Annotated in this window: 12 protein-coding genes and 1 pseudogene; 2 read left to right on the forward strand and 11 right to left on the reverse strand. The window is 66.7% G+C overall.

Features of this window, described 5'->3' with window-relative positions:
* Nucleotides 1–185: 185 nt before the first annotated feature.
* The 6 genes from E1261_RS37035 to aztB form a co-directional block, all read right to left on the reverse strand.
* The gene (locus E1261_RS37035) at nt 186–584 is read right to left on the reverse strand and encodes an RNHCP domain-containing protein (RefSeq protein WP_132414409.1); all 399 of its coding nucleotides are present in this window, start codon (nt 582–584) and stop codon (nt 186–188) included.
* 126 nt (nt 585–710) lie between these two features.
* The gene (locus E1261_RS37040) at nt 711–1895 is read right to left on the reverse strand and encodes a GTP-binding protein (RefSeq protein WP_132414410.1); all 1185 of its coding nucleotides are present in this window, start codon (nt 1893–1895) and stop codon (nt 711–713) included.
* Nucleotides 1896–1931: 36 nt separating this feature from the next.
* The gene (aztD, locus tag E1261_RS37045; protein WP_132414411.1) at nt 1932–3110 is read right to left on the reverse strand and encodes a zinc metallochaperone AztD; all 1179 of its coding nucleotides are present in this window, start codon (nt 3108–3110) and stop codon (nt 1932–1934) included.
* A 28-nt stretch (nt 3111–3138) separates the two neighbouring features.
* On the reverse strand, nt 3139–4062 hold the full coding sequence (aztC, locus tag E1261_RS37050; RefSeq protein WP_132414412.1) for a zinc ABC transporter substrate-binding protein AztC: 924 nt from the start codon (nt 4060–4062) through the stop codon (nt 3139–3141).
* Nucleotides 4059–5246, reverse strand: coding sequence for a hypothetical protein (locus E1261_RS37055; protein WP_132414413.1), 1188 nt, complete (start codon nt 5244–5246; stop codon nt 4059–4061). Before E1261_RS37055 ends, aztC begins: the two co-directional genes overlap by 4 nt.
* Entirely contained in the window at nt 5243–6109 is an 867-nt protein-coding gene (aztB, locus tag E1261_RS37060; protein WP_132414414.1) for a zinc ABC transporter permease AztB, read from the reverse strand. Before aztB ends, E1261_RS37055 begins: the two co-directional genes overlap by 4 nt.
* Before the next feature lie 47 nt (nt 6110–6156).
* Between aztB and aztA the strand changes: the two genes are divergently transcribed.
* Nucleotides 6157–6861 carry a zinc ABC transporter ATP-binding protein AztA gene (gene aztA, locus E1261_RS37065; protein ID WP_132414415.1) on the forward strand — a complete coding sequence of 235 codons (705 nt, stop codon included), beginning with the start codon at nt 6157–6159 and terminating at the stop codon, nt 6859–6861.
* 4 nt (nt 6862–6865) lie between these two features.
* On the opposite strand, the gene E1261_RS37070 is transcribed toward aztA, so the two are convergent.
* The 3 genes from E1261_RS37070 to E1261_RS37080 all read right to left on the reverse strand — a co-directional run bounded on the left by E1261_RS37070 (nt 6866) and on the right by E1261_RS37080 (nt 8671).
* Nucleotides 6866–7549 carry a class I SAM-dependent methyltransferase gene (locus E1261_RS37070; RefSeq protein WP_132414416.1) on the reverse strand — a complete coding sequence of 228 codons (684 nt, stop codon included), beginning with the start codon at nt 7547–7549 and terminating at the stop codon, nt 6866–6868.
* Between the two features lie 149 nt (nt 7550–7698).
* On the reverse strand, nt 7699–8058 hold the full coding sequence (locus E1261_RS37075; RefSeq protein WP_132414417.1) for a VOC family protein: 360 nt from the start codon (nt 8056–8058) through the stop codon (nt 7699–7701).
* 55 nt (nt 8059–8113) lie between these two features.
* Complete coding sequence (locus E1261_RS37080) at nt 8114–8671, reverse strand: TetR/AcrR family transcriptional regulator (protein WP_165952770.1); 558 nt, start codon at nt 8669–8671, stop codon at nt 8114–8116.
* Between the two features lie 55 nt (nt 8672–8726).
* Between E1261_RS37080 and E1261_RS37085 the strand changes: the two genes are divergently transcribed.
* A complete protein-coding gene (locus E1261_RS37085) occupies nt 8727–9875 on the forward strand; it encodes an alpha/beta hydrolase-fold protein (RefSeq protein WP_165952771.1) in 1149 nt (382 codons plus the stop codon).
* Nucleotides 9876–9944: 69 nt separating this feature from the next.
* On the opposite strand, the gene E1261_RS37090 is transcribed toward E1261_RS37085, so the two are convergent.
* Together E1261_RS37090 and E1261_RS47190 are read right to left on the reverse strand one after the other, a co-directional pair.
* The gene (locus E1261_RS37090) at nt 9945–12068 is read right to left on the reverse strand and encodes a winged helix-turn-helix domain-containing protein (protein ID WP_238176664.1); all 2124 of its coding nucleotides are present in this window, start codon (nt 12066–12068) and stop codon (nt 9945–9947) included.
* A gap of 66 nt (nt 12069–12134) precedes the next feature.
* A pseudogene (locus E1261_RS47190) lies at nt 12135–12451 on the reverse strand (BTAD domain-containing putative transcriptional regulator); the annotation flags it as partial.

Genomic DNA, 12451 nt, shown 5'->3' on the forward strand with positions numbered 1-12451 from the left:
GTGGTCAACCTCCTCAAACTCCACAACCACACCCTCCACCCAGCAACCTGACCCCGGGGCCACCCAGCCCGACCAGCCCGACAGATTCGATGCCCCGGCCGGCAAAACGCCATTTCGCTACAGGCTCTATTCGGCAGCACGACTCCGATGATCGCCACCGACCCACTCGCGGGGGCGGGCGGCTGTTAGGTCTTGGCTTTGCGGGCTCTTGGCTTGCGGGTAGGGGTGTGGCCGTTGGGCTCTGGGTCCGGTTCGGGGGCGAAGGGGAGGAAGGGCATGGTGAGGGGTAGGGCGGCGAGGCGCATCAGCAGCAGGACGTTGTCGTCGCCTGCTGTTTTGTTGAGGCGGAGGCGGCCGCAGTTGGTGCATCTGTGGATGAGGACCCAGCGGCCTTCGCCGCGGACTGTGACTGCGATCGGTTCCATGCCGCCGGCGCAGTCGGCCTTGCGGTCGCCCGGGACGTTGCGGTCCAGGTGGCGGGACCACAGGCAGCTGGGGCAGTGGTTGCGATGGGTGGTGCCGGGAGCGTCGAGCGAGACTTCTACGCCGCAATGCTCACAGCTGAACGAACGTGCGAATACCAAACCGAAGAACCTTTCAGAGCGAAGCTGCTGGACAGAACAGACATGGCTTCCTCCTTCCGGTCCGCGCCGGCTGGTCCGGCGCACCTGCCCCCAGCAGATCAGCACCCCTGCAGCTCGGTCAATCGATTAATGCTGATGGCCGGCGTGGTCGTCGAGCTCCCAGTCCGGCAGCGGGTCCTCGAAACCCGCCCAGCCAGCCGGGCCCAGGGCGAGCTCGACGTCGGTCAGCAAGGCAGGGCCGAGTCGCCGGGCCGGTTCCTCCAGGTCGAGGTCGACGCCGATGAACACGAGCTCCTGACCGGGCGCTTCGTCCGGAGCAAGCTTCTGCCCAGGCTCGATGGTGAGGTTCGGCCCGGCCTGCGACCAGACGGCCAGTACGTCGGGCCTGCTGGCGATCCAGCAGAATCCCTTGCTGCGCAGCACTCCCTCCCAGTCCGCGAGCGCGTCCATCAGGCGTTCCGGATGAAACGGCCGCGACGACCGATAGGTAACCGACCGGATCCCGTACTCCTCGGTCTCTGGAGTGTGACCGCCTTCCAGCTCAGCGATCCAGCCCGGCGACTGAGCCGCCATCACCGGGTCGTACCGATGGGTGTCGAGCACCTCGGCGATCGGGATGTCGCCGTACCGGCCGTAGATCAGCCGGGCCGACGGGTTGAACTTGCGCAGCACCCCTTCCAGCCGGCCAAGTTCGTCGGCCGACACCAGATCCGCCTTGCTGATCACGAGAACGTCAGCGAACTCGACCTGATCAACCAGCAGATCCGAGATGCTGCGCTCGTCCTCCGGCGCAGTTGCCAGGCCGCGCTCGATCAACCGATCACCAACCGCCAGCTCCCGCAGGAACCCGCTGGCGTCGACAACGGTCACCATCGTGTCGAGCCGGGCCTGGTCGGACAGGCTGCTGCCGTCCTCGAACTCCCACTCGAAGGTCGCGGCCACCGGCATCGGTTCCGAGATGCCGGTGGACTCGATCAGGATCGAGTCGAAGCGGCCGTCCGCGGCCAGCTCCGCCACACTCGCCAGCAGGTCCTCGCGGAGCGTGCAGCAGATGCAGCCGTTGGTCAGCTCGACCAGGCGCTCCTCGGTCCGGTCGAGCCGTCCCTGACCGGCGATCAGGGCGGCGTCGATGTTCACCTCGCTCATGTCGTTGACGATCACCGCGACCCGCCGGCCCTCCCGGTTGGCAAGCACGTGATTCAGCAAGGTGGTCTTCCCCGCCCCGAGGAAACCGGACAGCACGGTGACCGGAACCGGCTCGCCGCGAGGACGACGTACAGGAGAAGGCGGCGAGCTCAGTTCGGGCACCATCGGGATCGCTTTCACTAGAGTAGGTTTACTGCAAGGTCAGTGCTGAATACCGCTGAGCTCGTTAGGGGCCTTCGGCAACGGTGACGTGACGAGCACCTTCCCGGACGCGATGTCGACCGCGTGCAGGTTCTTCGTCGCCGGGTCGGAGACGAACGCGGTCCCGCCACGGACGAAGAGCGCCGGCCGGGCCTCCTGCCATTCCAGCGGCTCCGTCCACTTCTTCTCGATCACCGGAATGGTCTTGGTGACCTTGCCCGCCTCGGGGTCGATCACGTGGATCTTGCCGTTGGTGCCCAGCACCAGAGCCTCACCCTGCGGGCCACGACCCAGCGAACGGAACGTGTAGCTGGTGCCGATCCCGACCAGCTTCAGCGTGCCGGTCTCGGTGTTGATCAGCGAGATCTGCTCGGGACGCTCGAGCTCCGCGTCGGCGTCCTTCTTGTAGTCGCCCAGCACGATCCGGGAGGTGTCGGACCCGGCCTGGTTGCCGATCCGCCCGTACTCGGTGGGGCTCTTCACCTTGGTGATCACGCCACCCTTGTAGATCAGTACGCCGTCCTGGCAGCCAATGACCACGACCTCGTCCTTGGCAGTCGCCTCACCGTGGACGCCGGGGCAGCTCTCGTTGCGAGCGATCTCCTTGCGGTCCTTGTCCAGTACGACGATGCCGACCCGCTTCTCCTCAGTCCCCAGCGTCGTGACCAGCTCACCGTTCTCCAGCTCGATCGCGACACCGTGGTGCGGCGTAGCGGACTTGTAGGTCCGGGTGGCGGCCTTGGCATCGCCGACCGTCTTCGAGTCGAGGATCGTGACCTCGCCGGTGCCGTCGGCGAAGAGCACCGTCCGGCCGGCGTGCCGGACCACGTGTCCCGGCTTGGATCCCTTGAACTCGACCGAGGTCAGCTCCGGGCTCAACGCATCCAGGACCCGGAAGCCGGTCCCGGTGGAGACCATCAGGTGACGGTCGTTGCCGGCCGGGTTGATCCGGAGAAATCCGTCCAGTGGGATGTCCTTGGCAACCTTCAGCGACTCACCGTCCAGGACGTAGAGACCACCGTCGTACGTCGTCACGATCGGATCCTTGACGGCGCTCGCCGCATTGCTCGGCGTACCGGCTGATTTCGCGTCCGAGCCGCAGGCCGTGAGAGCGATGGAGGCGGTCAGTACGGCGGCAATTCCGGTCAGCGGGCGGGGCCGAAGTGGGTTCTTCTTCATGGGGCCTTTCCTTGTTGTTCGAGCGGTATCAGGGGGCGACGGACAGGCCGTCGGAGATCGCTGTGGTGTTGGCGCGCATCATCTGCAGATAGGTGGCAGCGCCTTGGTCCGGCTCGGTGAGGGATTCCGAGAACAGCGGAACGACCTTCACCTCGACCTTGCTCTCGCGTTTGAGGACCTGGGCGAGCCGGTCGGGCTGGGAGGAGTCGGCGAAGATCGCGCGGACGCCGGCCTGTTCGATCGCTGTCACGAGCGATCGGAGATCGGACGCGCTGGGCGAGGCGAGCGTCGTACCGCTGGGGATGACGGCGCCGATGACCTTGAACCCGAAGCGCTGCGACAGGTAGCCGAAGACGTGGTGGTTGGTCACCAGGTTGCGTTGGCCGGCCGGGATCCGGGCGAAGCTCTTCTCCATCCAGGTGGTGAGTTCCTGCAGCTCGGTCCGGTAGCGGTCCGCATTCGCCCGGATCGTGGTCTCGTCAACGCCGTCGACGTTCTTCACGACCTGGTCGGCGAGCAGGCCGACCGCCTTGGCCATGCGGTCCGGATCAGTCCAGAAGTGCGGATCGGGCTTGCCGGCCGTGTCGCCCGACGTGTAGGCGATCGGGTCGACGGCGTCGCCGGCCGCGAAGGTCGCGACACCGGACTCCCCCGCCGCCTCGACATGCCGCAGCACGTTCTCCTCGAGCCCAAGTCCGTTGTACACAACGAGATCGGCCTGCTCGAGCCTGGCCGCCTGCTGCGCCGAGACCCCGAACGAGTGCGGATCGGCGTTCGCCTCCATCAGCACGGTGACCTCGGCCTGATCGCCGACGATGTTGCGGGTGATGTCGCCCAGGATGTTCGTGGTGACGACCACGCTGGGACGCCCGGACCCACCGGGCCCGCAAGCCGTCAGGCCCACCAGCACACAGCTCAATGCAGCGAAAACCGCGATCGTACGGCGTCTCATCGTCCGGTCTCCACCATCAGGCTCGGCGCGAAGTCGAGGGGGAAGGTCCGGGCCAGCCGGAGGTCGTCGTTGTAGTCGATCTCGTAGACCTTGCGGGCCGCGGAGTCGTTCACGTACGCACGGCTGGTGTCGACTTCGATCACGGCCTGCGGGCCGACCTTCCGGCCCGGGCCCGACAGCGGCTTGGTGGCTGCGGTCTGCTTTCCGGTCGCCACGTCATAACCCTTCAGTACGCCGTTCGCCGTGAGCGCGAGTAGTGGCGCACCCTCGCCCGCGGTGTTCACGGCAATGACAGGTCCGGTCTGCACGCGCTTCCAGCTCCGCTTGGTGACATCGAGAACCCAGACCGCGTTGCTGCCGGCCTTGGCCGTGAGCGTGGTGCTGCCGACTCGGTGCCGGAAGTCGGTCGGCCGATCGCGGTCGGCCACCGGACCGCCGTACGGGATCTTCTCGCCGGTGAACTTGCCGTCCTTTGCGGTGACGAGCAGCGCGCCATCGGAGCAGCCGAAGACCACGCCGCGTCGGGTGACCGCCTCGCCGCGGACCTGCGGGCAGGTTTGTTCGAGCGACGCCTTCACCGCGCCATGGCGGTCCCGAACCTCGACGACGTCCTGTCGGCTACCGGTCCCGGGAACCAGGAGGTGTTCCTGGTAAGGGATAACGGGAACGGGCTGCGTACCGCTGCCGAGCGATCGGCCTTCGTCGACGGCGCCGGCCTCCAGCTTGGTTCGGTCGTACACACGGACGCTTCCGTCCTGGAAGCTGACCGCAGTGATCGCCGGGTCGCTGTGGATGTGCCGCGGCCGCTTGCCTTGAATATCGCCGGCCGTGCGGATCTTCGCGCGGTAATAGTGCACGTGGTCTCCGTGGTCCACCATCCAAGCGCCGCTGTCGACGACATGCGCGCCGGTATCGCTGCCCAGGAAGGCGAATCTGCCGTCGGTGGCCAGCTCGCGAACGTTGCCGACCTTCCCTGCCGGGCTCACCTTTTCGGTGATCAGGTCGAGGATTTGTACGGCGCCGGTGCCGGCATCCGCGAGCACCAGACGCGACTGCTGTTCGGCAGTTTCCTCGGCACCTTCGACGTACCCATGGGGTGCTTCTGCCTTGGCGTCGCTGCCGCGCTGGCAGCCGGTCGCGAGTAGAACGGCGGTGAGGACGACAGAGATGGTTTTGAGTCTCATGACGGGTGTCCGTATTCCAATCGATGGCCAACCAACGGTTCCGTCCGCAGGCGATTGCGGATGCTCGCGGCGATGGTCGACAGCAGGAACTGCAGTACGGCGACGGCGGCGATGGTCGCGCCGGCCGCGGTGGCCAGGTGCCAGGACAGCAGTAGGCCGAGGAAGGTCGCGCTGATGCCGAAGCAGGCGGCGCCGACCATGATCAAGGGAATTCGCCGGGCCCACGGCAGGGCCGCCGCCGGCGGTGCGATCAGCAGACCGAAGACGAGCAGCGTCCCGACCACGTGGAACGACGCGACGATCGCGAGGGTGAGCAGTCCCAGCAAGGCGATCTGCGCGAGCCGCGGATGCAGGCCGAGGGTCTCGGCTTTGCGTTCATCGAACGCGAGTGCAACGAAGGCCCGATGTCCGACCACGGACACGATGAGGGCCAGGACCAGCGCGACGGCGAGCTGCGTCAGGTGCGTGTTCCGTACGGCGAGCACGTCGCCGAACAGGAAGCCGGTCAGGTCGACGGCGAAGGACTGCGATCTCGAGACGATGATCACGCCCAGCGAGAGCATTCCGACGAACAGCAGGCCGATCCCGGTGTCCTGCGACAGCCGCGCCGTACGCGCTGCCGCCGTGACGCCGAGCGCCATCGCAGTCGCGCTGAGGGCAGCGCCGATCAGCAGATTCCCGCCCAAAAGTGAGGCCAGCGCGACGCCCGGAAGCATGCCGTGGGCCATCGCGTCGCCGAGAAAAGCCATCCCCCGCAGGACGACCCAGGTGCCGGCGAGTGCACAGATCAGCGACACCAGGATGCCGCCCCACAGGGCCCGCTGAACGAATGTCACCTCGAAGGGTGCAGTCAACCAGTCCATGCCGAGGACCCTATAATGAAAATGATTATCAATTCAAAAGGAGTCTCATGGCAGCGTCACAGGTCACACTCAGCGCGGTGGCGGCTGGGTACCCGGGCCGGCTGGTCCTGTCCGGCTTCGCTGCCCAGATCCCGGCGTTCGGTACGACGGCGGTGGTCGGGGCCAACGGATCCGGGAAATCCACGCTGCTCGGGGTGCTCTCCGGCGTGATCCCGGCGACGGCCGGCACGATCGTTCATCGCACCAAGGGCCGACCGGCTTTCGTCGTACAGCGCAGCGCTATCGCCGATACTTTCCCGCTCACCGTCCGGGAGACCGTGTCGATGGGCCGCTGGGCAGAACGCGGACTGTGGCGGCGTCTGACCGCGCACGACCGGTCGGTGGTCGACTCCTGGATGGAGCGGCTGGGGATCGCCGATCTCGCCGGTCGGCAGCTGGGTGAGCTGTCAGGAGGACAGCGGCAACGTGCCCTGGTGGCACAAGGTCTGGCGCAGGAAGCTGACCTGCTCCTGCTTGACGAACCGACCACCGGCCTCGACGCGTCCGCCCGGCAGGCGATCACCGAGGTACTCGATGAGGTGACCACGAACGGTGTCACCGTGGTCCAGGCAACCCATGACCTGGCGGCAGCCCGCCGTACCGACCATTGCCTGCTGCTGCACGACGGTCAACTGTTGAGCGAGGGCCCGCCGGCCGACGTACTGACCGATGATGCGCTGAACCGAGTTTGGCAGTTCGCCGAACGCGTCTGAGGGTTCAGTCCTCGCGGGACGTGTGAGGCTTGTGCGGCTTCTGTGCGCGGACGAAGGAGAGCATCGGGCGCCGATTACCGGTGCCGACGATCTCGAACCCGGCATCGGCGGCGAGCACCGGCAGTTGGTCGATCGGGTTGTGCTGCATCGCGTGACCGCTGAGCCCACCGATGATGAGGTTCAGGAACCGGTTCGACGGCGGACGGAAGTCAGCAACAAGCAAGCTGCCGCCCGGCTTGAGCACCCGGTACATCTCGGCAAACGCGTCGCTGCGCTGCGCGGTCGGGACGTGGTGGACCGCGAGGCTGGACAGGACCACGTCGAAGGTCCCGTCCTCGTACGGCAACCGCTCCGCGCCGGCCAGCCGGTACGCCGTATTCGGTGCCGCACGATCGTTGGCATAGGCAACCACCTCCGGCGACGGATCGATACCCTCGACCTGCCCGGACACACCGACCACGCGGGCGGCCCGTCCGGTGAGATACCCGGTGCCGCACCCCACATCGAGAACCCGGTCACCAGGCCGAGCACCGCTCAGGCGGACAAGTCCGTCGTACACGCGTGGTCGCTGACCGGCGAAGCCGACAGCCGCCCACCACTCGTAGCGGCGTGCGTGCTCGATCTGACCACCGCTGCCGTCCTCGGCATGGCCGTGGCGACTGCCGAGTAGCCGCTGCCCGAATCCCATGCGCCCTCCTGCTGGATGGTGGGAGGTACTCCCCCAGGCTGCCGAATCGCCCAGCACGACACAAGGCTTCCACTGGATGGCCACCGAGCCCTCGAGATCGGGTATCGCAGCGTCCGACGCGAGATGTTCCGTCGGCTTCGCGTCCTGACCTAGTCGACGCAGAGACAGAACGGGTGCCCGGCCGGATCCAGGAACACGCGGAACGTCGTACCTGGCTGGTGTTCAGGTTTCGTGGCGCCGAGCTTCAGCACTTCGGGCTCGGCCGCATCGAGGTCCTGCACCATCACGTCGAGGTGCATCTGCTGCGGCACGTCCTGACTCGGCCAGACCGGAGCCTTGAAGTCCTTCACCGGCTGGAAGCAGATGACGTTGCTGCCATCCTCGGGGCGAATCTCTCCCCAGGTCTCGTCAGCCTTGACCGTCCACCCGAGCAGCTCGCCGTAGAACCTCGCCAGCACCGCCGGGTCCGGACAATCCATCACAAAACTGGGATACATCGCGATAGCCATAATCGGCACGGTACCCACCATTCCGGACATTCCGCGTCCGGTTGCCGGCCGAAGATCAGGGCGGCCGCGGAGCGAAGCCGTGGGTAAGTAGGTCGATCAGATGGTCGGCTGTGCGGTCGGCGTCCCAGCCGTAGTCGCCATGGTGGGCGCGTAGGTGGACGTAGGTAAGGATCAGGGAATCGGTCAAGGCGACGATGAATCGTGGCGGGTCGTCGACGGGTGCCAAGCTACCGTCAGCGGCGGCTTGCGCGAGGATCTGGAGCCAGGGCGCGAAGTAGTCGAATTCGACGCCGATCGCCTCCAGGTCAGGCCCGTGAAACGCAAGGTCGGTGTGTGCCAGCAGCGGCAGATTCCGCTCGGCCACCTCGCAGAGTGCGCGGAGCGCCAGGATGAGGCGATCAAGACCCGAGCCGGTCGTCTGTCCCATCAGCTCTTGGTAGTCAGCGACCAGCCTCAGTCGCAGCAGCCGTTCGACGCTGGTACGGGTGATCCCGGCCCGCCAAACCGTCGCGCGCGAGACGCCGGCCCGCTCAGCGATGCGGTCGAGACTCAGCGCGCTCCAGCCTTCCTCGTCCAGCAGTTCGGTGGCGACAGCGAGGAATCTGCGATCCATTGCCACCCCTGCCGATCCGATGGATGAAACAGCCAGTCTCATGTTACGACGAGGTATGCCACCTCTGGAGAACCTCATCCCTGGTCACGAAGTCACCCTGCGCTGGACCGAGACCGACCCGTCGCACCCTGCTCTGGACGTCCTCGTCAGAACGGTTGCCTTGACCGACGACGCTCAGGAGGCCGGGGATCTCACCCCCTTCCTGATGCACCCCGGATCCGCCGGCACCTGGACCTGGACGTCGACTCTGCCTTCCGACCTACGAACGGCGTACCAGCTCTGTCCTGTTCGTGATTTTTCGCTCCGGGGGTCGAACCCTGAAGGGGATCAATGGCTGCGGGTCCTTGCGGCCGGGGTGCCGGACCCGAACTCGCCGGCGCACCTGCCACCGGGCACGGTGTGGGGCAATCCCGGACCGGCCTCGATCCTCGAACTTCCGGCCGCCTTGCCGCAGCCATGGGTTGCCAAACGACCCGGTGTACGGCGGGGATCGCTCACCCGCGTGGAATTGGGTGCTTCGGTCATCCATGTCTGGACCCCGGACACCGATCGACCGCCCACTGATCTACCACTCGTGATCTCCTTCGACGGGGCATCCTGGCTACGCGCTGACATCAGCACCACCTTCGCGAACCTGGTCGCCGATCACGCCGTACCGCCGTTCGTTGCCGTTCTGATCGAATCGATCAACGGTTCCGCCGAACGCGGGCCGGAGCGGATCCGCAGCCTGACCCACCCCGATCAGTTCGTGGCCTTCGTTCTCGGTGACCTGTTGCCGTACCTGCGCACCGCCCACCCCGCCACCGACGACCCGACTCGGACCGTCCTCGCCGGCCAAAGCCTTGGTGGATTGGCCGCTGCGCATGTCGCCGCCGTCGCGCCAGATCAGGTCGGCTGGGTGATCGGCCAGTCAGCGGCCTTGTGGTGGCCGGGTGACGACGTCGGCGGAATCTCCGGTGCGGCAGTCATCGCTGCCTACGAAGCACCCATCGCGCGGTCAACCAAGTTCTTCCTGACCAAGTTCTTCCTGGAGGCGGGCAGCGAGGAAGGCGATCTCCTCAAAGCCAACCACCGCTTCCACGACGTCCTCCAGACAGCCGGCCACGCCGTCTCCTTCCGCGAGTACTGCGGTGGCCACGACTACACCTGCTGGCAAGGCGGCCTCGCCGACGGCATCATCGCCGCCCTGCACCAACCAGTGTGAAAATCATCGCAACCGGCCGCCACCGAGGCGCCAGGATGATCATGAACCCACCACACCAGACCGCACCGATCAATCGCTTGTGCGGACCTTGCTCAGAAGGGCGACGTACGGGACTTGGCCGAAGCCGACGTCGGCGTACAGGATCGCGGTCTCTTCGGCTAGTTTGCGCGCCTCGCCGGGCTCGCCGAGGGCGAGGGCCATGGCTGCCGAGACGGCTCGGGCCGCGAGCCACATGACTCCGCCCTCGTAGGTTGAGGCGTAGGCCTTGTCGAGGTGCGTTTTCGCCTCGGTGGTTTCTCCTTTGGCGATCAGCACCTCGGCGAGGTCGAGGTAGACGTCCGAGGTGACCTCGGGATAGGTCAGGGCGTCGCGCAGCAATGCCTCGGCTTCGTCGAGCTCGTCCAGGCGCCGAGCGACGGCGGCCCGGAGGATCTGGTTGCGAGGCAGGCTGTCCCTGTCTTCCAGCCGGTGAGCGTAGGAGTCGGATTCGTCGAGGGTCTGCAGTGCCTCGTCGGTCCGGCCGAGATCGGCGAGCGCGGCGGCGATGTCGTGCAGCGCGATCGCGAACCACGCCTCTTGGCCTTCCCTCCGCAGGTACTCCAGATCCTTGGTGAGCAGGTCCAGCGCACCTTGGGCATCGCCGGCCATCCCGAGCGCCGCACCCAATGCGCTGTAGAACGACGCCGCGCGACTCTCCAATCCCAGGTTGCGGGCCTCCTCCTCGCCCGCCCGGAAGATGGCGATCGCGTTCGTCACCCGGCCGCGATGGACCTCGTTCCGGCCCTGGTAGAACCGAACCGTCAGGTCGAGCTCGGCATCGCCGACGGCGGCCGCGATGTCGGCCGCTCGGCCGAGCAGTTCCGCCGCGTCCGCGTGATCTCCCATCTCGACCGCGTAGCTCGCGCTGCGGCAGAGCGCCTCGGCGCGTTCGGCCGGCTCGACCCCTGGCGCATCGATCAGCGCCGCGAAATGACGACGGCCTTCGCGGAACCAGCGGCGGCCCGCGAACGCCACCTTCAGCGCGAGCATCAGCCGCAGCCCATCAGCGACGTACGGGGTGCCCGGAGCGAACTCCAGGGCGGCCCGCAGGTTCGGCCACTCGGCGAAGATCGAGCCGATCGTGTCGAACGACATGGCCTGGCCGCGTCGCGTCAGCTCCTTGGTATGAGCCAAACACCACCCCAGCTGCCGAGACCGAGCAGTGTCACCTTCATCGGTCGCCTCCAATTGGGTCAGTGCGTAGTCACGAACCGTCTCCAGCAAGGCGAACCGGCGTCCATCATTGCCGTCGGCAACAACTGTCACCAGGCTCCGGTCGACCAGGTTCACCAGCACGGGAGCGACATCCACAGCTGCCACCACACCGCGCGGTACGACGTACTCGGCGGCCTCCAGCTCGAACCCACCGGCGAACACCCCGACCCGACGCAGTACGGCCTGCTCCTGCGGATCGAGAAGCTCGTATCCCCAGTCCAGAGCCGCCCGTAATGTGGCATGCCGCGCACCGCCATCACGCCGGCCGGCCATCTGCAGACGCAACCGATCGGTGATCCGCGACGCCAACTGCGGAACGGTGAGCGTGCGGGTGAGACCGGCAGCCAGTTCGACCCCCAGCGGCAACCCGTCAACCGCCGTACAGATCGCCAGTACGTCGGGCGCCTCGTCGGCGCGGACCGAGCCCGGCGCGGCCCGTTCGGTGAACAGGCAGACCGCGGCCTCCATCGGCAGCGGATCCACCGGATACAGCTCTTCGTCACTCAGCTGGAGCGGCCGTTGCGACGTGACGAGCACGGTCAGGTCCGGAGCCAGGCCGCGGAGTCCGGACACCACATCGCTCACCTGATCGACGAGGTGCTCGGCGTTGTCGATCACGAGGACGGACCCATCCGCTTTCTCCGCAATGGCACCCAACGGACGGCCGTCTTCCCAGTCGGCACCCGTCACGCCAGCCACTGCGGCGGCAACCGAGCCATCACCGCGCAAAGGAGCCAGCTCAACGAAGAAGGTCGGCCGGTTCGCGATCGCACGGACCACCTCGACCGCCAGCCGCGATTTCCCACTACCCGCCACACCGACCAAGGTCAGCAGAACCGGTTCCGCCACCCGACTCAGCAGCTGCTCCAGTTCGTCGTCGCGGCCCACCAAGCTGCTGGCCGAACCTGGTACGAACGGCAACTCGGTTGCTGTAGGCACCGATGCTGTCCTTGCGACCGGCAGCGACGGCGGGAGCAAACCAGGATCCTGCCGCAGGATCTGCACCTCCAGCTCAACCGTGCTCGCCCGCGGGCGCACCCCAAGCTCCGCCGCCAAGTTCTCTCTGAGGCTACTGAGAACCGTTATCGCTTCCGCCTGACGACCCGTGCGATAGAGCGCCAACGCGAGTAGACACCCGGCCGCCTCATCCACCGGATACTCCCGACCCAGCCGCCTCAACTCATCCACCACCGGCATACCGGACTCCAGCTCTGCCCGAAGCCGGCACACAGTCAACTCAAGCTGAAACTCGTCCAACCGCTGCCCCTCAGCCGCACCGAACGGAAACCCCCGCAGGTCAGCCAACGCAGGCCCGTCCCACC

It is taken from the genome of Kribbella albertanoniae (assembly GCF_004348455.1).
In the GTDB taxonomy this organism is placed as follows: Bacteria; Actinomycetota; Actinomycetes; order Propionibacteriales; family Kribbellaceae; genus Kribbella; species Kribbella albertanoniae.